The organism is Streptomyces sp. NPDC059743, assembly GCF_042732975.1.
Taxonomy (GTDB): domain Bacteria; phylum Actinomycetota; class Actinomycetes; order Streptomycetales; family Streptomycetaceae; genus Streptomyces.
Genome location: NZ_JBHWGS010000007.1, coordinates 266834 through 290373, shown reverse-complemented (window position 1 = coordinate 290373; position 23540 = coordinate 266834). Strand labels below are relative to the sequence as shown.

16 protein-coding genes and 1 pseudogene are annotated in these 23540 nt (G+C 68.4%); 3 read left to right on the top strand and 14 right to left on the bottom strand.

Features of this window, described 5'->3' with window-relative positions:
- Positions 1 to 76: 76 nt before the first annotated feature.
- Entirely contained in the window at positions 77 to 1237 is a 1161-nt protein-coding gene (locus tag ACFV6H_RS15730; RefSeq protein ID WP_385541931.1) for a hypothetical protein, read from the bottom strand.
- 110 nt (positions 1238 to 1347) lie between these two features.
- Here ACFV6H_RS15730 and ACFV6H_RS15725 point away from each other — a divergent pair, with 110 nt between their 5' ends.
- Both ACFV6H_RS15725 and ACFV6H_RS15720 read left to right on the top strand, forming a co-directional pair.
- Positions 1348 to 1719, top strand: a complete 372-nt coding sequence (locus ACFV6H_RS15725; RefSeq protein ID WP_385541929.1) for an NTP pyrophosphohydrolase — start codon at positions 1348 to 1350, stop codon at positions 1717 to 1719.
- Positions 1720 to 1816: 97 nt separating this feature from the next.
- A pseudogene (locus ACFV6H_RS15720) lies at positions 1817 to 1927 on the top strand (NTP pyrophosphohydrolase); the annotation flags it as partial.
- Here ACFV6H_RS15720 and ACFV6H_RS15715 read toward each other — a convergent pair.
- The 10 genes from ACFV6H_RS15715 to ngcE form a co-directional block, all read right to left on the bottom strand.
- Positions 1900 to 3390, bottom strand: a complete 1491-nt coding sequence (locus ACFV6H_RS15715; protein ID WP_385542125.1) for a glycosyltransferase — start codon at positions 3388 to 3390, stop codon at positions 1900 to 1902. The pseudogene ACFV6H_RS15720 and the gene ACFV6H_RS15715 sit on opposite strands and share 28 nt — an antisense overlap.
- Positions 3391 to 3421: 31 nt before the next feature.
- The gene (locus ACFV6H_RS15710) at positions 3422 to 4927 is read right to left on the bottom strand and encodes an amino acid permease (RefSeq protein ID WP_385541927.1); all 1506 of its coding nucleotides are present in this window, start codon (positions 4925 to 4927) and stop codon (positions 3422 to 3424) included.
- Between the two features lie 147 nt (positions 4928 to 5074).
- Positions 5075 to 6979 (bottom strand): 1-deoxy-D-xylulose-5-phosphate synthase, encoded by a 1905-nt coding sequence (dxs, locus tag ACFV6H_RS15705; RefSeq protein WP_385541925.1) that lies wholly within the window; start codon positions 6977 to 6979, stop codon positions 5075 to 5077.
- Positions 6980 to 7254: 275 nt separating this feature from the next.
- Positions 7255 to 8571 carry a sugar ABC transporter permease gene (locus ACFV6H_RS15700; protein ID WP_384791246.1) on the bottom strand — a complete coding sequence of 439 codons (1317 nt, stop codon included), beginning with the start codon at positions 8569 to 8571 and terminating at the stop codon, positions 7255 to 7257.
- Entirely contained in the window at positions 8568 to 9356 is a 789-nt protein-coding gene (locus ACFV6H_RS15695) for an ATP-binding cassette domain-containing protein (RefSeq protein ID WP_093597036.1), read from the bottom strand. The genes ACFV6H_RS15700 and ACFV6H_RS15695 overlap by 4 nt, the downstream gene beginning before the upstream one ends.
- Before the next feature lie 252 nt (positions 9357 to 9608).
- Positions 9609 to 10712: a substrate-binding domain-containing protein gene (locus ACFV6H_RS15690; protein WP_176732565.1), complete on the bottom strand. Its 1104-nt coding sequence runs from the start codon at positions 10710 to 10712 to the stop codon at positions 9609 to 9611.
- A 133-nt stretch (positions 10713 to 10845) separates the two neighbouring features.
- Positions 10846 to 12045 (bottom strand): ROK family protein, encoded by a 1200-nt coding sequence (locus ACFV6H_RS15685; RefSeq protein ID WP_384981055.1) that lies wholly within the window; start codon positions 12043 to 12045, stop codon positions 10846 to 10848.
- A 251-nt stretch (positions 12046 to 12296) separates the two neighbouring features.
- Entirely contained in the window at positions 12297 to 13256 is a 960-nt protein-coding gene (locus ACFV6H_RS15680; protein WP_385541922.1) for a carbohydrate ABC transporter permease, read from the bottom strand.
- Positions 13256 to 14179: a carbohydrate ABC transporter permease gene (locus tag ACFV6H_RS15675; protein ID WP_384791254.1), complete on the bottom strand. Its 924-nt coding sequence runs from the start codon at positions 14177 to 14179 to the stop codon at positions 13256 to 13258. The genes ACFV6H_RS15680 and ACFV6H_RS15675 overlap by 1 nt, the downstream gene beginning before the upstream one ends.
- Positions 14180 to 14300: 121 nt before the next feature.
- Positions 14301 to 15746, bottom strand: coding sequence for an N-acetylglucosamine/diacetylchitobiose ABC transporter substrate-binding protein (ngcE, locus tag ACFV6H_RS15670; protein ID WP_385541920.1), 1446 nt, complete (start codon positions 15744 to 15746; stop codon positions 14301 to 14303).
- A 526-nt stretch (positions 15747 to 16272) separates the two neighbouring features.
- Between ngcE and ACFV6H_RS15665 the strand changes: the two genes are divergently transcribed.
- Complete coding sequence (locus tag ACFV6H_RS15665; RefSeq protein WP_385541918.1) at positions 16273 to 20130, top strand: GH92 family glycosyl hydrolase; 3858 nt, start codon at positions 16273 to 16275, stop codon at positions 20128 to 20130.
- A 91-nt stretch (positions 20131 to 20221) separates the two neighbouring features.
- Here ACFV6H_RS15665 and ACFV6H_RS15660 read toward each other — a convergent pair whose 3' ends face one another.
- The 3 genes from ACFV6H_RS15660 to ACFV6H_RS15650 form a co-directional block, all read right to left on the bottom strand.
- Positions 20222 to 22543 (bottom strand): ATP-binding protein, encoded by a 2322-nt coding sequence (locus ACFV6H_RS15660; protein ID WP_385541916.1) that lies wholly within the window; start codon positions 22541 to 22543, stop codon positions 20222 to 20224.
- A 93-nt stretch (positions 22544 to 22636) separates the two neighbouring features.
- Positions 22637 to 23266: a DUF6879 family protein gene (locus ACFV6H_RS15655; RefSeq protein WP_385542123.1), complete on the bottom strand. Its 630-nt coding sequence runs from the start codon at positions 23264 to 23266 to the stop codon at positions 22637 to 22639.
- Entirely contained in the window at positions 23259 to 23528 is a 270-nt protein-coding gene (locus tag ACFV6H_RS15650; protein ID WP_385541914.1) for a hypothetical protein, read from the bottom strand. The genes ACFV6H_RS15655 and ACFV6H_RS15650 overlap by 8 nt, the downstream gene beginning before the upstream one ends.
- Positions 23529 to 23540 lie beyond the last annotated feature (12 nt).

Here is a 23540-nt window from a genome sequence, read left to right as displayed (position 1 = left end):
ACGACCGGTCAGGCCGTACGGAGACCTCCGTACGGCCTGACCGCTGTCTGTGGGTGGTCGTGCCGCGTACGGGCCGTCAGACCCGTGTCCAGGCCGCCAGGGCCAGGCCCGGTTCCGCCTTCTGGCGGGCCAGCCGCAGCGTGCCGTCCTCGCCCAGTGCGGCCAGGACCACTCTGCCGTCGCCGTCCAGGGCCAGGGCCGGAGCGCCCACGCAGGGCTCGCCGGACGGAGTCCAGTTGAGGCCCACGGCCTCGTTCTCGGTCGGATACGCGGCGATGCTGGGACGGCCGTCGGGGCCGCGCTGGGCGAGGATCGTGCAGTCGTGGCCGTCGACGGGAGTACGGAGCAGGGCCAGCGGTCCGGCGCCGGGACCGCCCAGCCGGACCGGGTCCATGCCCGGGCGCCAGGCGTGGACCGTACTGTCCTCGGCATCGCGCCAGAAGTACGTGAGCCCTCCCGCGCCCGTGCGCTCCGCGATGAGCGTGCCGGGCGCGACCGGGGCGACCGGCTCGTCCTCGGCGCGTTCCAGGGCCGCTTCGGGCTTCTCGCGCAGCCAGCGGACGATGGTGTCCCGGGCCGGCACGAGGACTTCGATCCCACCGTGATCGGCGACGGCCGCCGCCGCCTCGCCGGTCAGCACGGTCCCTTCCGGGTTCGCGCCGCCCCAGGCCCGCCAACGGCCGGACCGCAGCTGGTTCTTGGCCGAGAGACGGCCGTTCGCGTTCCGTACGAAGAGATGCACGGAGCCGGTCGTGTCGAGGACCATCGAGGGCATGCCGATACGGAGGGCCTTCGCCCGGTCCTTGCCGTGCGGATTGCCCAGGGACTGCCAGTCCCGCAGCGGACGGCCCGTCTGGAACTGGACGGCGTGCAGGAGATCGACCTCGTCGGGCCCGTCGGCGCTGGGACGCCTGCGCACCGCCAGCAGATGGACGAAGCCCTCCGCGCTCTGGGCGATGGAGAGATACGGCAGCAGACCGGCACGAGGTGCGGCGAGCAGTTCGGGTCCCGACCAGTCCGGGCCGCCGGGCCGGTCCTCCGTCCAGCGCAGCACGCCTTCGGCGGCCGGCGCGTAGGCCGTGAGCCTGCCGTCCTTGCCGCGCAGCAGCCAGCCGGTGGTCGCCGGGAGGGAGTTGTCCACGGGAAGTGCCGGGAGCGTACGGCGCGGCTCGCCCGTCAGGGCGCTGCCCGCGCCGTCTCCCGATCGTCTCGACGTCCGTCCGGACCTCGGTGTCATGGCCCGCTGCCACCTTCCCGAGCGCTGGAAACCCGGGACACGATGATACGCGCGGGTACCGCGGCGGATCCGGGAGCCCGCGTGTGCCACCGCTGTGACACGCTTGCGGGATGCGGACTCAGATCGTCGTGGACGCGGCGAACGTGGTCGGTTCCGTGCCCGACGGATGGTGGCGCGACCGGCGCGGCGCCACGGAGCGGCTGCGCGACTCCCTGGTGCCGTACGCCGGGCGCGGGATCGCCGGGCATCCGGGGCCCGTGGAGATCGTGCTGGTCGTGGAGGGCGCGGCCCGGGAGGTGGCGGCGGTGCCGGGCGTACGGGTCGAGCCCGCGCCGGGCAGCGGCGACGACCGGATCGTGGAGCTAGGGTCTTTCGTGTGGATCTGGCTGGATCAGGGAGCGCCCGCCGCGGGAGCGGCTGATGTCGGCGTTGGTGCCGTGGATCGCAAGGCGGAGGAGGGAGGCGACGCGGAGCGTCGTTGAGTGACGACAACGCCGCGAGGCGCGGTGCCAGGGCACGCGAGCCCAGCAAGATCCACACGAGAGGCCCTAGGCGCGGGCGGCGGCGGACGGGCTCGGCTGTGTCGTCGTGTCGGCCGACCGGGAGCTGTGCCGCCGGGTGGCGGCGTACGGCGCACGGTGCGTGGGCCCCAGGACCGTACGTCAGCCTCCTGAGGAGGAGCGTACGTAGAGCACCGCGCCGTCGACCGTCGCCGGCAGCGGCCGGTACTGCCGGGCCAGCAGGGCGCGCAGGGTGGGCAGCCGGCCCGGACCGTAGGGGCCGCCGCGCGAGTCGTCCACGACCAGGGCGGGCGGACGGGAGCGCAGCTCGCCGACGAGTACGGGCCAGGCGCCCGCCATGGCGTACTTCTCGCCGACCTGAGGGCCGTCCCGGCCGCCGCTGTAGTTGGTGAGCAGACCGGCCGTCAGATAGCGGCTGGCGGGCGTCCGGTCGGCGAGCCAGTACGTCTCCGGGTGTATCCCCCAGACCAGGACCCGGTCGGCGGGCCCGGTGCGGGCCCGTACGGCGTCGGCAAGCCGCTGGGCGTGGGCCAGCTCCGGGCGTGGCGCGAGGAAGCCCCAGGTGAGGAAGAGCGCGCAGACGCAGACCGAGGTCAGCAGCGCGGACGCGGCCCGTTCGCGGGACAGCGGGCGCAGGGCGGCGGTCGCCAGCAGCACGAGCGGCGGCACGAGTTGCAGGAAGTAGTGGCCGAAGAAGTGGAAGCCCGCCACGACGGCGACGGCCGAGGCGGCGAGCCACACCCACAGATCCGCGGTGCCGCCTCGTGCGGTGCGCCGGGCCCGGGCGAGCGGTGCCAGCAGCGCGGAGCAGGCGAGAGCGAGCAGGGCGGTGTTGGCGAGGCCCCGGGAGACCATATGGAGTCCGGAGCCGGTGAAGGCGGCGTACGCGGCCGATCCCGTCAGCGTCCAGAAGAGAAAGCCGGACGGATCAGTGAGCAGGGCCGCCGCGAGGACCGGCAGGAGGAGCCCGGCGGCGAGCCGCGGCAGTCCGGCTCTGCCGGGCGCGGAGTGCCACAGCAGCCACAGGACGGGCACGAGGACGGCGCCGCCGGTCTGTTTCGTCAGCAGGGCGCCGGCGACGGCGAGTCCGGCGGCGCCCGGGCGCCCGCGGCCCGCGCACCAGATCGCCGCGGCCGTGAACGGCAGTATGAAAACCTCGAAGGTGGCGGCCTGCGTGTCCTCGGGATTGAGGCCGATGGAGAGCAGCGGATGGAGGACTCCGGCGGTCCGGCCCGCCCGGTCGCCCCAGCGCTCGCGCGCGACGGCGGCCAGCAGGGCGGCGGTGAGCAGTTGGGCGAAGGCTGCGAGGACCTTCATCGCGTACGGCGAGCCGTCGCCGAAGAGCGCGAGGACGGCCTCGTACAGCCAGGGCAGCAGCGGCGGCTTGCGGTCGACGACGGTCTCGTACAGCGCTCCGCCGTCGGCCAGCATCCGTGCCTGGACGGCGAGATAGCCCTCGTCCGGGCTCCACAGAGGATGGCGGAAGGACGGGATCCGGGTGATCAGGACCACCAGCGCGACGACCGGGAGCAGCCGCCGCCAGTACGGGGCGCTCCCGCGGGCCGTGGGCGGTGCGGCGCGGTGCCGGGAGTGTCCGTGCCGCAGGGCGGGCGGCGGCGGCTCGGCGAGCATCGCGGAGGCCGGTACGAGCCGCTGCCCGCCGTCAGCGGGCGGTTGCGAGGCGGCTGTGGACACGTCCGTAGAAGGCGTAGACGACACAGCCGACGACCATCCAGATGCCGAAGCGCAGCCAGGTCTCGGCGGGCAGATTGAGCATCAGCCACAGGGAGGCCAGCACGGAGGCGATCGGCAGATACGGCACCAGCGGAGTGCGGAAGGCGCGCGGCAGGTCGGGACGCCGCCGGCGCAGGAGGACGACGCCCAGCGCGACCACGACAAAGGCGAAGAGCGTACCGATGTTGACCAGTTCGGCGAGCTCCTCGATGGAGGTGCAGCCCGCGACGACCGCCACGATCACACCGAGGAGGACGGTCGAGCGGTAGGGCGTGCCGAACCGGGGCTGTACGCGGGAGAAGGTCCTGGGAAGCAGTCCGTCGCGGCTCATCGCGAAGAACACCCGGGTCTGGCCGAGCAGCAGGATCATACAGACGGAGGTGAGTCCGACGGCCGCGCCGAAGCTGATGAGCCCGGCCCAGAAGGGATGGCCGACGGATTTGAAGGCGTCGGCGAGCGGAGCGTCCACGGAGAGCTGGGAGTAGTGCTGCATCCCGGTGACGACGAGGGAGACCGCGACATACAGCACCGTGCAGAGGAACAGCGAGCCGAGGATGCCGCGCGGGACGTCGCGCTGCGGGTCGACGGTCTCCTCGGCGGCGGTGGCGACGATGTCGAAGCCGATGAAGGCGAAGAAGACGACGGCAGCGGCGGTGAAGATGCCCATGACACCGAAGTCGGTGGGCATATAGCCGGACATGAGCTGGATGAGCGGAGCCTTCAGTCCGCCGCCGCCCGGGCTGGGTTCGGCGGGCGGGATGAACGGCCGGTAGTTGGAGCCGGTGATGAAGAACGCGCCGACGACGATCACGAGCAGCACGACGGTGACCTTCACCGCGACGACGGCGGCGGTGACCCGTGAGGAGAACTTCACACCGAGGACGAGGATGCCGGACAGGACGAGCACGAGGAGGAACGCGAGCAGATCGAAGCCGAACGTTCCGCCATGGGTGCCGGACAGGAAGTCCGGCAGACTCACGCCTCCGTTGCCCATCAGCGAGCGCACATAGCCGGACCAGCCGACGGCCACGACCGCGCAGCCCAGCGCCAGTTCCAGGACGAGGTCCCAGCCGATGATCCAGGCGGGCAGCTCGCCGAGCGAGGCGTACGCGAAGGTGTACGCGGATCCGGCCACCGGTACGGTCGAGGCGAATTCGGCGTAGCAGAGGGCGGCCAGCGCGCAGACGATGCCCGAGACGACGAACGCGAGCGCGGTGGCCGGTCCGGCGTTCTGCCGGGCCACCACTCCGGTCAGTACGAAGATTCCCGTACCGATGATCACACCGACACCGAAGACGGTGAGATCGAGCGCGGAGAGCGACTTCCTGAGCGCGAACTCGGGAGCCTCGGTGTCACGGATGGACTGCTCGACGCCTTTGGTACGGAACATCCCGTTTCCGGCTGGTCCCGGGGCGTGCTGTGTACTCACCGGCATACCTCCGTGTGCGCGTCGTTCCGGCAATGACCGAGAGGCCGTGCAGCCCTGGCACCCGCAATGTCTTATTTCACACGGATGGGCCGGTCGGACCACCCCGTACAGGGCGGACCGACCGGCCCATCAGCCGTTCGGGGGAACAGGTGCTCAGTCGCGGGCGGCCTCGGTGGGCGAGTCCTCCAGCCGGCCGTCCAGCTTCGCGACCAGGCCGGTGACCTGGCGTGCGACGTCCGGCGCGGTCAGCCCGATCTCGGCCATGACCTCCTTGCGGGAGGCGTGGTCGAGGAAGCGCGGCGGGATGCCGAAGTCCCGCAGCGGTACGTCGACGCCGGCGTCGCGCAGCGTCTGGGCGATCGTGGAACCGACTCCGCCGACGCGGCTGTTGTCCTCGACGGTGACGACGACACGGTGCTGCTCGGCGAGCGGCGCGAGGGCCTCGTCCACCGGCTTGACCCAGCGCGGATCGACAACGGTGGTGGTGATGCCCTGCTTGTCGAGCAGCCCGGCGATCTCCAGACACATCGGCGCGAGCGCGCCGACGGAGACCAGCAGGACATCCGCCGGGCCCTCGGCGGGCCTGCGCAGCACGTCCATACCGCCGATCCGGCCGACGGCGGGAACGGCCGGGCCGACCGCGCCCTTGGAGAAGCGCACCACGGTCGGTGCGTCGTCGATGGCCACCGCCTCGCGGAGCTGGGCGCGCACCTGGTCGGCGTCGCGCGGCGCGGCGATCCGCAGACCGGGCACGACCTGGAGGATCGACATGTCCCACATGCCGTTGTGCGAGGCGCCGTCGGTGCCGGTGATCCCGGCGCGGTCCAGGACGAAGGTCACACCGCAGCGGTGCAGGGCGACATCCATCAGGACCTGGTCGAAGGCCCGGTTGAGGAAGGTCGCGTAGACGGCGAAGACCGGGTGGACACCGCCGGTGGCCAGGCCCGCCGCGGAGACGGCGCCGTGCTGTTCCGCGATGCCGACGTCGTACACCCGGTCCGGGAAGAGCTTGGCGAACTTGTCGAGACCGACCGGCTGGAGCATGGCGGCCGTGATCGCGACGATGTCCTCGCGCTCCCTGCCGAGCTTGACCATCTCCTCGCCGAACACGGCGGTCCAGTCGACACCCGAGGAGGCGATCGGCAGACCGGTGTCGGGATGGATCTTTCCGACGGCGTGGAAACGATCCGCCTCGTCCGCGAGCGCGGGCTGATAGCCCCGGCCCTTCTCGGTGAGACAGTGCACGATGACCGGGCCGCCGAAGCGCTTGGCCCGCAGCAGCGCGGACTCCAGGGCCTCGATGTCATGGCCGTCGATGGGACCGACGTACTTCAGTCCGAGGTCCTCGAACATGCCCTGCGGCGCGATGAAGTCCTTGAGGCCCTTCTTGGCGCCGTGCAGGGTGTCGTAGAGAGGCCTGCCGACGACCGGAGTGCGCTCCAGGAGGTCCTTGCCGCGGGCCAGGAAGCGCTCGTAGCCGTCGGTGGTGCGCAGGGTGGCGAGATGGTTCGCGAGGCCGCCGATGGTCGGTGCGTACGAGCGCTCGTTGTCGTTGACGACGATGACGAGCGGGCGGTCCTTGGCGTCGGCGATGTTGTTCAGCGCCTCCCAGGCCATACCGCCGGTCAGCGCGCCGTCGCCGATCACCGCGACCACGCGGTCGTCCTTGTCCAGGACCTGGTTGGCCTTGGCGAGACCGTCGGCCCAGCCGAGCACGGTGGAGGCGTGCGAGTTCTCGATGATGTCGTGCTCGGACTCGGCGCGGGAGGGATAGCCCGACAGACCGCCCTTGCTCTTCAGCCGCGAGAAGTCCTGACGGCCGGTGAGCAGCTTGTGGACATAGGACTGATGGCCCGTGTCGAAGAGGATCTTGTCCTTCGGCGAGTGGAAGACACGGTGCAGGGCGATGGTCAGCTCGACGACACCGAGGTTCGGGCCGAGGTGGCCGCCGGTCTTGGAGACCGCGTCCACGAGGAACGAACGGATCTCCGCGGCCAGCTCCTCAAGCTGCTCCGGGCCGAGCCGGTCCAGATCGCGAGGTCCTCGGATGCGGGTCATCAGCTCCCATCCGCCCACCCCCGATCCTGCTCGGCGCGCTTCGCGCGGCACCTGCTTCACTGTGCCTCCTTGCGTTTTGGGCTGGTCCAGCTCTGCCGATCTGGCGAGTCTAATGTTCCGCTCGCGCGTGTCATCAGCGGGCGGTGCGTTGCACATCACTCGATCGGATGTATGTACGTCATATCGCCGACGCCCGGAACACGGCTGTGCCCGGCACCCGAGGTCGGATGCCGGGCACGGCCCGCGAATCGTACGGCGTCTCGTACGGCGTCCGCTCAGGCGCGGCCCGCCGCCTTCTGGGTCTTACGGGTCACGGCGTCGATGACGACGGTCGCGAGGAGCACCGCGCCGGTGATCATGTTCTGGATCGGCGAGGCGATGCCCTGGAGGGCGAGACCGTACTGGATCGAGACGATGACCAGCACACCGAGCAGCGCGTTCCAGGTGCGGCCACGGCCGCCGAAGAGGCTGGTGCCGCCGATGACGGCCGCCGCGATGGCGTTCATCAGCAGGTCGCCGCTGCCCGCTCCCTGGTTGGCCGCGGCGATCTTGGAGGCGATGAAGAGACCGCCGACCGCGGCGAACGTACCGGCGAGCGAGAAGATCGAGATACGGACCAGCGCGACATTGATGCCCGCGCGGCGGGAGGCCTCGACGCTGCCGCCGAGTGCGAAGACCTTACGGCCGTAACTGGTGCGGCGCAGCACGAAGTCGGTGATCACGAGCACCGCGAGGAAGATCACCACCGCCAGCGGCAGGCCCTTGTACTGGTTGAAGAGGGCCGCCACGACGAAGGCCACCACGGCGAGCAGCGCGGAGCGCAGGATGGTCTCGCTGAGCGGCCTGGACGGCACTCCGGCCGCCTCGCGCCGCCGGTTCTCGAAGAACGAGGTCAGGAAGAAGACCGCCACCGCGACCACGGCGAGACCGTAGGCCGCCGCCACATCGGTGAAGTAGTACGTGGTGAGCTTGGCCACCAGGCTGTCGGCGCTCAGGTTGACGGTGCCGCTGTCGCCGAGGAGCTGGAGCATGAAGCCGCTCCAGAACAGCAGACCGGCCAGGGTGACGGCGAAGGCCGGGACACCGATCCGGGCGAAGAAGAAGCCGTGGATGGCTCCGGCGGCCGTACCGGTGAGGATGGCGAGGACGAACGCCAGCCAGTCCGCCATGCCGTGCGTGACGCTGAGGACCGCGAAGGTCGCGCCCGCGACACCGCTGACCGAGCCGACCGAGAGGTCGATCTCACCGAGCAGCAGGACGAAGACGATACCGACGGCGATCATGCCGGTGCCGACCATGGCCACGGAAATATTGCTGAGGTTCTCCGCGGTCAGGAAGTTGGAGTTCAGGCTGCCGAAGATCGCCCAGATGATGATCAGGCCGAGCACGACGGGTATCGCGCCCAGATCACCGGCGCGGATCTTCCGCTTGAACTCGGTGATATAGCCGCCGAATCCCTGCTCGCGCACGAGCAGCCGCGGGTCGACCGCGGTGACCGCGCCGTCCGCCGCGGCGGGAGCGTCGACCGGGGCCGGTGCCTGGCCGGCCGGCGCCGCCTTGTCGAGCGAGGGGGAGGTGTTCTCGGTGGTCACTTCTGAACCTCCACGGTGCGCGACGCGCGACGGGTCACGGCGTTGTCCGTGGCTCCGGTGATGGCCGCGATGATCTCTTCCTGCGAGGTGGACGCGACATCGAAGACGCCGTTGTTGGTGCCGAGCCTGAGCACGGCCACCTTGTCCGCGACGGCCTTGACGTCCGCCATGTTGTGGCTGATGAGCAGCACGGCGAGACCGCGCTCGCGCAGCCGCTCGACCAGGTCGAGCACCTGGGCGGTCTGCTCGACACCGAGGGCCGCGGTCGGCTCGTCCAGGATGACGAGCTTGGGCTCGCCGAGCATGGACCTGGCGATGGCCACGGTCTGCCGCTGGCCGCCGGAGAGCGAGGCGATCGGGATACGGACGCTCGGAATACGGATCGACAGGGTGGTGAGCAGCTCGCGCGAGCGGCGCTCCATCTCGACCTCGTTGAGCACGCCCCAGCTCCGCAGTTCACGGCCGAGGTAGAGGTTGCCGACGACATCGATGTTGTCGCACAGCGCCAGGTCCTGGTAGACGGTGGCGATGCCCAGGCTCTGGGCGTCGTGCGGCCTGCCGATCGAGACGGGCCTGCCTTCCCACTCGATGACTCCGTCATCGATGGGATGCACGCCGGCGATGGTCTTCACCAGCGTGGATTTCCCGGCACCGTTGTCGCCGACCAGGGCGACCACCTCACCGGAGTGGACCTCAAGCTCTACTTCGGTGAGCGCCTGGACGGCACCGAATCGCTTGGAGACCCCTCGCAACGCCAGCACGGGCGTAGCGGTCACGTGAACCATCTCCTTCGCCGCCTGACCGGCGGGGATGCCGCGCCGGGGGGAGGCGCGGAGGTCGAGCAGAAGAGAACGGACGGGGCCGGCCGCACGGTGCCGGAGCACGGCGTGCGGCACGGCGGCCGAGGTGGTTCCATCCGGCACCCCGCCCGAGCTGCGGGGCTGTTGGGTGGGCGGGGTGCCGGACAGGCTTCACCGGAGGCAGGTCACCGGGCGGACCCGGCGGGGACCGCACGGTCCCCGGGTGACCCGGGTGACCTACTTCAGACCGATCGCGTCACAGTCGGCCTTGTAGGCGCCGGTGCAGATCTCGGCGACCGTGTAGATGCCGTCCTTGATGACCGTGTCGTTGATGTTGTCCTTGGTCAGCGACACGACCGGGACGAGCACCGAGGGAACGCCCTTGGTGGTGGCGCTGTCGACCGTCGACTTGGCGATGGAGTCGAGCTTCTCGCCCTTGGCGAGCGCGACGGCCATCTCGCCGGCCACGGAGGCCTCTTCCGGGTAGGACTTGTAGACGCTCATGAACTGCTCGCCCGCGACGATGCGCTGCACACCGGCGAGTTCGGCGTCCTGGCCGGTGACCGGCGGGAGCTTGGTGAAGCCGGCGCCCTTGAGGGCGGTGATGATACCGCCGGCCATACCGTCATTGGCGGAGTAGACGCCGATGATCTTGTCCTTGCCCAGGGCGGCGATGGCGCCTTCCATGTTGGCGTTGGCGTTCTCCGGCTTCCACTCCTTGGTGTCGTACTCCTTGCCGATGGTCACCTTGCCGTCGAGCTGGGAGTGCGCGCCCTTCTTGAACAGGGCGGCGTTCGGGTCGGTCACGGCGCCGTTGATCATCACGATGTCGCCGGACTTGGCCTTGTCACCGAGCGCTTCGAGGAGCGCCTTGCCCTGGACCCGGCCGACCTCTTCGTTGTCGAAGGAGGTGTAGGCGTCGATCGGTCCCTCGGCCAGACGGTCGTACGCCACGACCGGTATACCGGCGTCCTTGGCCTTCTGCACCGAGCTGGCGATGGCCTTGGAGTCGACGGCGTCCACGACGAGCACATCGACCTTGTTGGTGATCATCGTGTCGACCTGCTGGTTCTGCAGCGTCGCGTCCTGCTTGGCGTTGGCGTAGACGACCTTGCCCGTGCCGTCGGTCAGCTCGCTGACCTTCTTCTCGAACAGCGGCTTGTCGAACTTCTCGTACCGGGCGGTCTCGTTCTCCGGCAGGAGCAGGCCGACCGTGATCGGGCCCTTGTTGTCCGACGACTTCGACGCATCCGCATTGTCGCCGGACTCCGCCGCGCTGCCACAGGCGGCGAGCGAGACGGCCATCGCGGTGGCGGCGGCGGCCACGGCAGCACGACGCATCATTGCGTTCACTTCACAAACCTCCCTGACGAGGCCGCGTCGTTGCGGCCGAGGTGGCTGGAAGTCAACTCGGCTCCGAGGTCGGCGTCAAGGAGTAAATCCTTAACGAGATGACAACGGTGCCATTCGTTATCTAAGTGAAGGCAGGTGTCGTGGCCGGAATGACGCTCTCCAAAAGGGTCGAATCGCCCATTTCGCTGAGCACCAGGGCGAGCGCGCCGAGCACCTCGGCCCTGCCGCCGAGCGCCCCGGGAAGCACCGAGAGCTGCCGTGCCGCGCTGGGGATCGCGTACCGGGAGACCGACTCCCGTATCGGGCCGAGCACCAGCTCCCCAGCCTCCGCCAAATCGCCGCCCAGCACCACCCGGCTGGGGTTCAGGAGGTTGCACAGATTCGCCACACCGCTGCCGATATGACGGCCCACGTCGGCGACCACACGGCGGCAGCCCGGATCGCCTTCCCTGGCGAGCTGGACGACGCGCTCCATGGTCAGTTCGGCGCCGTGGCTGGACTGGAGCAGCGGCAGGACATAACGGGCGGCGGTGAAGGTCTCCAGACAGCCGCGGTTGCCGCAGCGGCAGACCGGGCCCGACTCGTCGAGCGTGATGTGGCCGATCTCACCGGCCGTACCGCCCGGGCCGCGGTAGATCTGGCCGTCTATCACCAGACCGGCGCCGACACCGCTGGCAACCTTGATGTACGCCAGGTCCCTGACGCCGCGCCCGCTCCCCCAGACCAGCTCGCCGAGCGCGCCGAGGTTCGCGTCGTTGTCCACGTACACCGGCACACCGAGACGGCCGGCCAGCTCGTCGCTGGGATTGATACCGCTCCAGCCCGGCAGGATCGAGGTGGAGCCGAGCGTGCCCGACTCCACGTCGATCGGCCCGGGAACGCCGAGCCCGACGCCTATCACCTTGCCGCGGCTGACACCGGTGCTCTCGATCAGCCGCTCGACCAGCTCCTCGGCGCGGCCGAATCCCTGGGCGGACGAGGCGTCCACATCGAGCGGCTCCGACTCCTCGGCGAGCACCTGGTGGGCGAGATTGCCGACGGCCACCCGCAGATGCGTATGGCCGAAGTCGACGCCGATGACGGTGCCCGCGTCCCCGCTGAGCGAGACGCTGCGGGCCCGTCTGCCGCCCGCCGAGGTGGGCGTGACCTGGACCGTGCCGCCGTCCTTCAGCTCACGGACGATATTGGAGACCGTGGCCGCCGACAGTCCCGTGCTCCGGGCGATCTCCGCCTGGGTGAGCGAACCGGCCATACGAACAGCTCGTACGACTCGTTCGAGGTTGGCCCGGTGCAGAGACGACTGCGACCCTGGAGTCTCCACGACTGATCCACTCCTGCCCTTGGCAGCCGGCACGACCGCCGCCGCCGGCCGGGGCCGCGCCAATGAGACCCCGACGTATCTCCAACTTGTGAACCCTAAGCTCAGCCTTTCGGGCTGCTCCCCGTCAAGACCTTGAGCAATGCGGAACACGACAAACCGCCCGCCGACCAGTGTCGACGGGCGGTTCGAGTGGTTTGCGCCGTCCCGTGACCGCCGGGCGCCCGGCGATCTCCGGGCGGTCTGCCGACGGTCTACTTCAGGGCGCCCGCCGTCAGACCGGCCACCACCTGGCGCTGGAAGATGATGTACGCGGCGAGCACCGGCAGCATCGCCATCACCAGACCGGCGAAGAGGCCCGACCAGTCGCCCTTGTATCCCTGGCTGACCGCGAGCTGCACCAGTCCTTGGGAGAGCACCTTGTTCTCCGGGTCGGTGTTGAGCACCGTGGGCAGCAGGTACTGGTTCCACTGACCCAGGAAGTTGAAGATCCCGACGCTGATCAGACCGGGCTTGGCCATGGGCAGCATCACCTGGAAGAACGTCCGGGTGTGCGAGGCACCGTCGATGATCGCCGCCTCCGCCACCGAGGTCGGCAGCGTCCTGAAGAACGAGACGAGGAAGAAGACCGTGAACGGCAGCGAGTAGGCGATATAGACGAGGATCAGACCGTGGATGGTGTTCAGCAGGCCCAGATTGTTCATGACGTAGAACAGCGGGACCAGCGCGAGAATGATCGGGAAGCTCATCCCGCCGATGAACAGGTAGTAGATGAAGCGGTTGCCCGGGAACTCGAAGCGCGCCAGTACGTACGCGGCCATCGAGCCGAGCAGCAGGGTGCCGACGAGTGAACCGGCCACCACCAGCACGGTGTTGAGGAAGTAGTCGCTCATATGCGCCTGGGTCCAGGCGCGCGACCAGTTCTCGAAGTGCAGCGAGTCGGGCAGCGACCACGGCTTGGTGAAGATGGACCTGTCGTCCTTGAAGGACGTCATGACCGCCCACAGCAGCGGCATCACGACCAGGACGGCCCAGATGACGAGCACGCCGTGCGAGAACACATTGAGGACGCCGCCGCTCTTCGACTCCCTGACGGCCGGCGGAGCCGTCTTGCGTACGGCCGGCGGCGCCGTGACCGTACCGGCCGCAGCCGCGTCCTGAGGGCCGGCCGGGCCCGGGGTGTCGGCCGGAGGAGTGGTGTCGGTGGTCTTCATCAGAACTCCAGCCGCTCACGTCGGCCCAGCCGCATCACGATGGCGGAGAAGGCCAGCGTGACGACGAGCAGGGCGACACCGATCGTGGTCGCATAGGCCGCCTGACCGTCACGGAACGCCTTCTGGTAGACGAGCAAGGTCAGTACGTTGGTGGAATCGGCGGGCCCGCCGGGTCCCACGGTCATGATCTGGACGACGGCGAAGGACTCCGCGCCGAGGGCGAGGATGCCCATGTAGACCCACCCCGACTGCACCGTGTCCCACAGCAGCGGCAGGGTGATGCGGAAGAAGGTGGTGAAGCGGTTCGCGCCGTCCAGCAGCGCCGCCTCGTAGAAGTCCTTGGGGATGGAGGCCATGCCCGCGGAGAACAGGACGACGAAGAAGCCGGTGGTGGACCAGACCAGGACGGCCATCACACACCACAGCGCGAGATTCGGATCGCCCAGCCACTCGGGCTGCACGCTGTCCAGACCGACGGCGCCGAGCGCCGAGTTGATGGCGCCGCTGTTCGGGTTGTACGCGAACTGGAAGAGCAGCGCGACGATCGCGATCGACAGCACCTGCGGAAAGAAATACACGATCTTGTAGAAGGCGGATCCGCGCACACCCGAAATCGCGGATCCCTTACGGTGGCGCCCGCCGACATTCAGCATGAACGCGAAGAACAGCGCCAGTCCCAGCACCACCACGGGCAGCAGCAGCGCGAAGGTCAGACTGTGCTGGAGAGAACTCCAGAAGGTCTCGTCATCGAGCATCCGGGTGTAGTTGTCGAAGCCGACCATCGCGAAGTCCGGGCTGAGCCCGGTCCAGTCCGTGAACGAATAGTAGATGGACTGGACGAACGGCCATACGACGAAAAGTCCGTACAGCGCCAAGGGGACAATGAGAAACCCCACGATGAACCGGTACTTGCCGTGTTGCATGTCTCCCGACCCCGAATCCCGGCGGGTGCCGCCGTGCTGCCTTGGGGAGCCCGTCGGACTCCGCGCGCGGCCGACGGGCCGGAGCCGGAAGCCCCGGCGGGGCTTCCGGCCGCTGCCGCTCCTACTGGTGCTTGTAGTGCTTGATGGAGTCGTCCTTGGCCGCCGCGTCGGCGAACTCCTGGGCCTTGTTCATGGCCTCGGCCGGAGTCATGCGCCCGGCCATCATCTCGCCGAGCACGCCCACACCGAGCTTCTCCTTCTGGAGGGCGACGTACCAGTCCTGCATCCGCGGGTTCAGTACGTTGTCGCCCGCCTTGGCGAGGGCGTCGACACCGGACTGGAGCGCGGTGGACAGCGTGAGGCCGTCGGTGCCGCCGTTGAAGGAGGTCAGCGACTTCACCTTGGAGGTGAAGTTCTTCGAGGACGCCTCGCTCAGCATGATGCGGAGCTGCTCCATGCCGCCGTCGGGGTTCTTGGCCTTCGCCGGGACGACGAACGGCTCGCCGCCGGAGGCCCAGATGGTGCCGAACGGCAGCTTGTCCGAGCTGTCCAGACCGGACGGCGCGGCCACCTTCATCGCGAAGTCCTTCGGCGTGGTCTTGGCCGCCTCGTTCTCCACCCAGGAGCCGTTCGGGATGAACAGCGCCTTGCCCTCGGTCCACGCGGTCTGCGACTGGATGTGGTCGAGACCGGGCGTGCCCTGGAGGATGTAGCCCTTCCGGAACAGCTCGTAGTACGCCTCGAAGGCGGCCTTGACGGCCGGGTGCTTCCAGGCGTTCGGCTCCAGGTTGTCGATCGCGTCGAGGACCTCACGGCCGCCGATCTTCCCGATGAACGGGTAGAGCGAGAACGGGATGTAGTACGGGTACTTGCCGGCGTACGTCCAGCCCGCGATGTCCTTCTTCTTGGCCTTCGCACAGAGGGCCAGCATCGCGTCCCAGTCCTCGGGATACTCCGCGTCGAGCCTGTCCAGCGCGGTCTGCGAGTACCAGACGCCGTACACCGTGTAGGCGTAGTACATGATCCAGACCGGGTCGCCGTCGAACTGGCCCATCTCGACGACACCGGGCCGAAGCGTGTCACGGACCTTCTTGGCCGGATCGTCGTAGGACGGCGCGTCCAGCAGCGGCGTGAGATCGGCGAGCTGCTTCTTGCCGACGAGAACGCCCATGTCCATCTGCTCGGCACCCGAGTTGTCGATCAGGTCGGGCGGGGTGCCGCCGTTGAAGCGCGGCTGGAGCTGGGACTGGATCTTCTGCGTCGGGGTGAACTTCACCTCCGCCTTCGGGAAGGCCTTCTTGTACTGCTCCACGGCGTCCGTGGCGTACTCGGTGCCGAAACCGCCGTCGAACAGAACGAAGTCGAGCGACGCGGTCTCGTTCACTCCGAGCGGGTTCTTCTCGGACGTCGTGCCCTTCTCGACCTTGTTGTCGGTCCCGCTGTCGCTGCTCGCGCAGGACGCCAGGAAGCTCATCGTCGGGACGGTGATCAGACCGATCGCGGCGGACCGCTTGATCACATCACGACGGCCGAGGCCCCCGTTGTGCTGAGCGGAGGTGGATCCCATGCTCAAGTCCTCGCCTTCTCCAGGACTCAGGCGGTGTACCGGTCGCCCGTGCTTCTCACCTGAGGAGAAGGGCCCCGCCACCGCGGTCAAATGAAGCTGGGTCGTACAGATAAAGCCGGGTTGTACGCGAATGTCATTCTTCGTCGGATGTGTCGATCGCGGGAGTACGGGCCTCGACCGATCGGCCGGGAGCGGACAGAGCCCTCCCCACCGCCCCCTGTCCTCCTACGTGTTGTCCGCCACTGCGGGAAACTCCAGGGGCGGACGCGACAGGTATAGTCCACTTCCCGTCGACGGAGCAAGATCGAAAGCAGGTTTGGGCGGCAGTCTTTCCCTAGTTGAGACCTCGCGGATATCCGAGGCGGTTGTGTACTCATTCGACCACCTCCGCCCGCATCGGAATGGCCGATTCCAAATGTTCCACCCCGGCAACACCCTTGACACCACTCTGCACTTGGCTCCTACTGGACCTGCGCTCTCGTTTGACAACGTTGTCCGACTTGGTACGCAGGAGGAAAGACTCGGTATGGAGCAGAGAACCGGACCCCGGCGCAGACAATGGCACACAGCCGCCCTGGTGGCGACCGCCGCGCTGCTCGTCGTAACGGCACAGTCCGCCGCCGTGGCACAGCCCGCGCAACCCGAGCCGGCGGAAAAGGAATTCAGCTCGTCCTTCGAGGCGGACGAAAAACAGCCGGACTGGCGCAATACCGTCGAAGTGGGCCCTGGCGGCGAGAAGCGGGCATCCGGTGTCGACGGAGGCTTCACCAGCGGAATCCCGGGCAATGTCACCGACCGGGTGGTGGAGCTGCGCGCCAGCGGCGAGAACACCGGCGCCGGTGAGACCAAGGAGAATCTGGTCGATGTCCAGTCGGCCACCAAGTGGCTGGCGTTCACCAGGACCGCCTGGGTGGAGTTCGATCTCGACGAGCCGGTCAAGGTCCTCACCTACGCCCTGACCTCGGCGAACGACCACGCCGAGCGCGATCCCAAGGACTGGACGCTCCAGGGCTCCACGGACGGCAAGGAGTGGCGGGACCTGGACACGCGGAAGGGCGAGACCTTCGGCGAGCGCTTCCAGACCAGGACGTACGACATCGCCAACACCACCGCGTACCAGCACTACCGGCTCGACATCACGGCCAACAACGGTGCCTCCGACGCCACTCAGCTCGCCGATGTCCAGTTCTCCGACGGCGATACGAGCACTCCGCCGCCTCAGGACATGCGCACCCAGGTCGACCGCGGCCCGTCCGGCTCTCCCACGGCCAAGGCCGCCGTCGGATTCACCGGGACGCGGGCGCTGAAGTACGCGGGTACGCACCAGCCGGACGGGCGGGCGTACTCGTACAACAAGATCTTCGATGTCGACACAGCCGTGGAGCGCGACACCGCGCTCTCCTACCGGATCTATCCCTCCCTCCCGGAGACGGATCTCAACTATCCGGCCACCAATGTCTCCGTCGATCTCGCCTTCACCGACGGCACCTATCTGAGTGATCTCAAGGCCGTCGACGCGCACGGCGGACTGCTCACTCCTCAGGGCCAGGGCGCCGCCAAGCGCCTCTACGTCAACCAGTGGAACCAGGTCGACGCGAGCATCGGCCCGGTCGCGGCCGGCAAGACCGTCGACCGGATCCTGGTGGCGTACGACTCCCCCAAGGGCCCGGCGACCTTCCAGGGCTGGATCGACGACATCACCCTGGCACCGAAGGCGCCCGAGAAGCGGCTCAAGCATCTGTCGGACTACGCGTCCACGACACGTGGCACCAACTCCAGCGGATCCTTCTCGCGCGGCAACACCTTCCCGGCGACCGCCGTGCCCAACGGCTTCAACTTCTGGACTCCGGTGACCAACGCCGGTTCGAACAGCTGGCTGTACGAGTACAGCCGGGCCAACAACGCCGACAATCTGCCGACCGTACAGGCGTTCAGCGCCAGCCATGAGCCGAGTCCCTGGATGGGCGACCGGCAGACGTTCCAGATGATGCCGTCGGTGGCCCCGGGCACGCCCAACGCGTCCCGTACGGCGCGGGCGCTGCCGTTCCGGCACGAGAACGAGATCGCGAAGCCGCACTACTACGGTGTGACGTTCGAGAACGGTCTCAAGACGGAGATGACGCCGACCGATCACGCGGCGATGGTCCGGGTCACCTATCCCGGCGCCGACGCGAGCATGATCTTCGACAACATCTCCAACGCGGGCGGACTGACACTCGATCCGGGGACGAGTTCCTTCACCGGTTTCTCGGATGTCAAGAGCGGTCTGTCGACCGGCGCCACGCGCCTTTTCGTATACGGCGTCTTCGACGCGCCCGTAACCGCGAGCGGCAAGCTGCCCGGCGGCGGAGGCGCGGATGTCACCGGCTATCTGCGCTTCGACGCCGGCGAGGACCGTACCGTCACCCTGCGGATCGCGACGTCACTGATCAGCGTGGACCAGGCGAAGAAGAACCTCGCCGACGAGATCCCCGAAGGCACCCGCTTCAAGAAGGTCCAGGACCGGGCGCAGGACGCCTGGGACGACATCCTGGGCAGGGTGGAGGTGGAGGGCGCGAACCACGACCAGCTCACCACGCTCTACTCCAGCCTCTACCGGCTGTATCTGTATCCCAACTCCGGCTTCGAGAACGCCGGTACGACGTCGCAGCCGAAGCAGCAGTACGCGAGCCCGTTCTCGGCGAAGACGGGCCAGGACACGCCGACACGGACGGGCGCGAAGATCGTCGACGGCGAGGTGTACGTCAACAACGGCTTCTGGGACACCTACCGGACGACCTGGCCCGCGTACTCCTTCCTCACTCCGGAGCGGGCGGGCGAGCTGGTGGACGGCTTCGTCCAGCAGTACAAGGACGGCGGCTGGATCTCCCGCTGGTCCTCGCCGGGCTACGCGGACCTGATGACCGGCACGAGCTCGGACGTGGCCTTCGCCGACGCGTATGTGAAGGGCGTCGACTTCGACGCGGAGGCGGCGTACGAGGCGGCGCTGAAGAACGCCACGGTGGTGCCGCCCAGTTCGGGTGTGGGCCGCAAGGGCATGGAGACCTCTCCGTTCCTCGGCTACGCCTCCACGGAGACGCACGAGGGGCTCTCGTGGTCGCTGGAGGGCTACCTCAACGACTACGGCCTGTCCAAGATGGGCGAGGCGCTCTACGAGAAGACCAAGAAGGCGCGCTACAAGGAGGAGTCGGAGTACTTCCGCAACCGCGCGCAGGACTATGTCACCCTCTTCGACACGAAGGCCGGCTTCTTCCAGGGCCGTAATCTCAAGGGCGACTGGCGGGTGGACTCGGCGAAGTACGACCCGAGGATCTGGGGCTACGACTACACCGAGACGAACGGCTGGGGCTACGCCTTCACCGCACCGCAGGACTCGCGCGGTCTGGCGAATCTGTACGGCGGGCGCGCGGGCCTCGGACAGAAGCTGGACACCTACTTCGCGACGCCCGAGACGGCCGGTCCCGAGTTCGTCGGCTCGTACGGCGGTGTGATCCATGAGATGACGGAGGCGCGCGACGTACGGATGGGCATGTACGGCCACTCCAACCAGGTCGCCCACCATGTCACATACATGTACAACGCGGCCTCACAGCCGTGGAAGACACAGGAGAAGGTCCGTGAGGTCCTGGGCCGGCTGTACGTCGGCAGCGAGATAGGGCAGGGCTACCACGGCGACGAGGACAACGGCGAGCAGTCGGGCTGGTATCTCTTCTCGGCGCTCGGGTTCTATCCGCTGGTGATGGGCAGCGGGGAGTACGCGATCGGCTCGCCGCTCTTCACCAAGGCGAAGGTCCATCTGGACAACGGCCGCACGCTGGTGATCAAGGCTCCGGAGAACAGCGACAAGAACATCTACGTCCAGAGCCTCAGGGTCAACGGCAAGCCCTGGAACTCCACGGCGCTCCCGCACGAGCTGATCGCGGCCGGCGGCACGCTGGACTTCACGATGGGCCCGAGGCCGTCGAAGTGGGGCACGGGCAAGGACGCGGCGCCGGTCTCGATCACCCAGGACGACAAGGCGCCGTCGCCGCGGACGGACGCGCTGCCGGCCTCGGCCGGCCCGCTCTTCGACAACTCCTCCCGCACGGAGGGAACGGTCGAGTCGCTGGACCTCCCGGTCGGATCGGCGACCCGCGCGGTCCAGTACACCTTGACGTCGTCCACGGCCTCGAAGGCCCCGAGCGGCTGGACACTCCAGGGCTCGACGGATGACGGCGCGACCTGGCAGACCTTGGACACCAGGTCGGCGCAGTCCTTCACCTGGGACAAGCAGACGAGGGCCTTCACGATCGCCGAGCCGGGGACGTACGAGAGGTATCGCTTGGTGAGCGACGGTTCGAGCGATGCCCCGCCGACGCTGGCGGAGGTGGAACTGCTGAGGTAGCGGGCTGAGTTGGGAAAGGCATGAGGGAACGGGCCGCCGGGGAGAGCCGGCGGCCCGTTCCCGTTCCCGTTCCCGTTCTCCGGGCTCTGGCTCAGTCCGCTTCGGCGCGGCGGCTTTCGATCCGGGCACGGGCCGCGACCGCGCGGGGATCGTCGTAACCGGCCAGCAGTCCCAGGGCGTCCGCCCAGTGCGTACGGGCGGCCTCCGGGTCGTCGATGACCAGGGCCTCGGCCAGCCCGTCCAGGGCCATGGCCTCGTCCCAGGTGTCACCGAAGGCACGATGAGCGGCGGCGGCCCGGCGATGGAAGTGAGCGGCTTCCTTGTGCCGGTCGAGATGCCGGTACGCCTGAGCCGTACCGTTCCACGCCATGGCCTCCCGGCTCCGATTCCCGAGCCGACGGTGGAGCGTGGCGGACCGCTGGTACGAGGCGAGCGCCTCCGTGGGCTGACCGTTGGCCAGTTGAGCGTCGCCGAGGGTGAGAAGCCAGTAGCCCTCCAGCCGGTGATCGCGCAACGTGAGCGCGATGTCCACAGCCTCGCGGGCCGTACCGAGCGCCTTCTCGTCGTCTCCCTGCTCATGCTCCACATGGCTCAGCAGGCGCAGGACATTGCCTTCGCCTCGCTGATTGCTCAGGGCGCGGTGCGCCGCCAGCGCCTGGCGGGCGGCGGCGGACGCCTCCGGGAGGCGGCCGGCACGGTAGTGGGTACTGGCGAGGTTCGAGAACGTCGTGGCCTCCCAGTGGGCGGCGTCCTGCTCCCGGAAGACGGTGAGGGCCTGCTCGAAGTACGAGGCGGCGTCGGCGAGTTGTCGCGTACGGAGATGGAACAGCCCGATCAGGTTGAGCGAACGGGCCTCACCGAGCCGGTCGCCCAGCTCACGCGAGATGGCCAAGGCCTCAAGGTGGCTCTCATGGCTCGCGTCGAGGTGATTGGCCTGGGTGTAGTTCATTCCCAGTTCGGTAAGAAGTCGGAACTCCGCGCTGCGATCACCCAGCCGGCGTGCTGCCGCCAGACCTGTACGACCAACGGCCAGCCAGTCTGTCGCCAGGGCAGAAGGAGGCTGTGCCCTCGCCAGAACGACCGCCAGTTGCCAGGTGAGCCGGTCGTCCTGGGTGGCGACCGCCCGTACCGCCTGAAGCAGATTGGTGTGCTCGCGCTCCGACCAGTCCACGGCAGTGTCGTAGTCGGGAAAGGACAGCGGCTGCACTCCCTCCACCGGCGGGGTGAGCGAGAGATGAAGCTCGGCGGGACTGATCCAGCTCTGCGCCGCGTCGGCGGTGTGCAGATACCAGTCCAGTACGCGGCGGAGCGCGGCCGACCGTTCCTCGGGCGGCTCTTCGTGCTGTGCCTGGTCGGTGGCGTAGGCGCGCAGCAGGTCGTGGAACTGGTAGCGGTCCGGGGCGGTCTGCTCCAGCAGATGGGCGCCGACCAGGGAGTCGAGTAACTGCCGGGTCTTCGGGACGGTCAGTCCCGCGAGGGCAGCCGCGGCATGGAGGCCGAACTCGGGGCCGGGGTGCAGACCCAGCAGCCGGAACAGCCGGGCGGCCCGCTCCGGCAGCGCCCGGTAGGACCATGCGAATACGGTACGGACCGCCTCGGCCTCCTCGTCGTCCCCGGTGCTGAGGGCGTCCCACAGGGCGCTCTCGTCCCGCAGATCGGCGATCAGGTCGTCCAGCTTCATATGGGGGTGGCTGGCGGCGCGCTCGGCGGCGATCCGCAGTGCCAGCGGCAGCCGAGCGCAGAGCCCGGCCAGTTCGGTGAGCTTGTCCGGGTCGTCCTCGGGCCGGTATCCGGCAGTGACGGCACGCAGCAGGGCGACGGCTTCGGGCTGCGGCAGCGTACCGAGCGTCAGCCGCCGCGCTCCGTCCCGTACGGCGAGTCCGGAGAGGCGGCTCCGGCTGGTGACGACCACCAGACAGCCGGCGCTGCCGGGCAGCAACGGGCGGACCTGGCCGACCGTGGCAGCGTTGTCAAGGACGATCAGCATCCGGCGGTCGGCCAGCAAGGAGCGGTACAACGCGGCGGCGGAATCGACGTCCTGCGGTATCGACGGCGGTCGTACGCCCAGCGCACTGAGGAAGCGATTCAGTGCCTCGTGAGCCGTGACCGGCTCCCCCGGGTCATAACCGCGCAGATTGACGTAAAGCTGCCCGTCCGGGAAGCGGTCCTGGACCTGATGCGCCCAGCGCAGAGCCAGCGAGGTCTTTCCCGCACCGGCCGTACCGGCGATCACACAGACCGAGATGACCAGCGGCCGGCCCTCCTCATCGGCCAGCACAGCGTTCAACTCGTCGAGTTCATGCGTACGGTTGACGAATCCGCGTATGTCGGCCGGGAGTTGCCGCGGCATGGGGTTCGGTGAACCGTCCTCGCCCGGCGTGCCGTGCCCGTGGAAGTGAATTCCTCCGCTCACGCTTCCCGCCTGTATGACATCGCGCGACGTACCCGACAGGTCGTTGTTCGTCCTGCCGGGCTGCCCCTCGTCTCTTCTGTCCTCGTTGATCGTCTACTCCGCGTTTGTCGTCGGCGGGGGAAGGTGCGCCACCTCGCGGGCGAAGTAGCTCTCCACGTCCTCACCTGCCCCGTAGAGTTCCTTGATGTAGCTCTCCCAGCGCCCGACGATTTCACTGTCGGTATAGCGGACCGCGCCGTTCGGAACGCCGGATTCGGTGTATACAATCTCGTAGAGCGTCCGGCCGCCGAGAACAACTAATTCCGGCAGGAGGCCGTGGCCCTCCGATGCGGCTACCGCCTCGGCGCTGATCGTACGGACTCTCCCACCGCATTCCGCCCGCTGTCGCAGCGAATACAGTTCCCATTGCAGATAGGGTGTCAGCGGCTTCTCCACCACTCGTACTCGATGAAAGCGAGAACCGCGGCGTTCATCTTCACGAACGGATGCGAGCAGATCCTCACGTTGCTCTTCGATAAGCCGCAGCGCTTCGTCCCAATCGCCCCGACTGAGCGCATCGCGGCTGGCACTGCCTTGCTCCTCGAAGTGCTGCCTGCGTTCGAGCTTCCAGGAGTCCCGGTTCCGGATCGCTGCGAACCGTTCCCGGAAGTCCCGCCTGTAGACGTCTCGTACGAGCCTCTCGCCCAGCTCCGGCGGAAGAGTCGGGGCACGGAGATCAAGCATCACGGATATCTGCCTTCGCCGCGCTGAGCATATTCCCCGGGATGACAACCAGCCGTTCGTCGGCGGCGAGAACAACGCCCTCCGGCAGTCGCGGGGCGTAATGAGACGTAAGATCTCTGCCGATCACCGCGATATCACCGTTGTCGAGCTGCCAGATGTCGGGGCATTCATCGTCTTCCGTGGAATTGCCCAGCTCCTTGGCCGACTTTCCGAGCCGCCGCTCGAATAACGCGGACGGATCGGCCTCCCAGGCACGAGCCATGTTTGCCTCCAC

Excerpts from the sequence above, each read along its gene's own strand:
- ACFV6H_RS15730 (WP_385541931.1), bottom strand. The coding sequence starts at position 1,237 with ATGACACCGAGGTCCGGACGGACGTCGAGACGATCGGGAGACGGCGCG.
- ACFV6H_RS15725 (WP_385541929.1), top strand. The coding sequence starts at position 1,348 with ATGCGGACTCAGATCGTCGTGGACGCGGCGAACGTGGTCGGTTCCGTG.
- ACFV6H_RS15715 (WP_385542125.1), bottom strand. The coding sequence starts at position 3,390 with ATGCTCGCCGAGCCGCCGCCGCCCGCCCTGCGGCACGGACACTCCCGG.
- ACFV6H_RS15710 (WP_385541927.1), bottom strand. The coding sequence starts at position 4,927 with ATGCCGGTGAGTACACAGCACGCCCCGGGACCAGCCGGAAACGGGATG.
- dxs (WP_385541925.1), bottom strand. The coding sequence starts at position 6,979 with ATGACCCGCATCCGAGGACCTCGCGATCTGGACCGGCTCGGCCCGGAG.
- ACFV6H_RS15695 (WP_093597036.1), bottom strand. The coding sequence starts at position 9,356 with ATGGTTCACGTGACCGCTACGCCCGTGCTGGCGTTGCGAGGGGTCTCC.
- ACFV6H_RS15690 (WP_176732565.1), bottom strand. The coding sequence starts at position 10,712 with ATGCGTCGTGCTGCCGTGGCCGCCGCCGCCACCGCGATGGCCGTCTCG.
- ACFV6H_RS15680 (WP_385541922.1), bottom strand. The coding sequence starts at position 13,256 with ATGAAGACCACCGACACCACTCCTCCGGCCGACACCCCGGGCCCGGCC.
- ACFV6H_RS15675 (WP_384791254.1), bottom strand. The coding sequence starts at position 14,179 with ATGCAACACGGCAAGTACCGGTTCATCGTGGGGTTTCTCATTGTCCCC.
- ngcE (WP_385541920.1), bottom strand. The coding sequence starts at position 15,746 with ATGGGATCCACCTCCGCTCAGCACAACGGGGGCCTCGGCCGTCGTGAT.
- ACFV6H_RS15665 (WP_385541918.1), top strand. The coding sequence starts at position 16,273 with ATGGAGCAGAGAACCGGACCCCGGCGCAGACAATGGCACACAGCCGCC.
- ACFV6H_RS15655 (WP_385542123.1), bottom strand. The coding sequence starts at position 23,266 with ATGCTTGATCTCCGTGCCCCGACTCTTCCGCCGGAGCTGGGCGAGAGG.
- ACFV6H_RS15650 (WP_385541914.1), bottom strand. The coding sequence starts at position 23,528 with ATGGCTCGTGCCTGGGAGGCCGATCCGTCCGCGTTATTCGAGCGGCGG.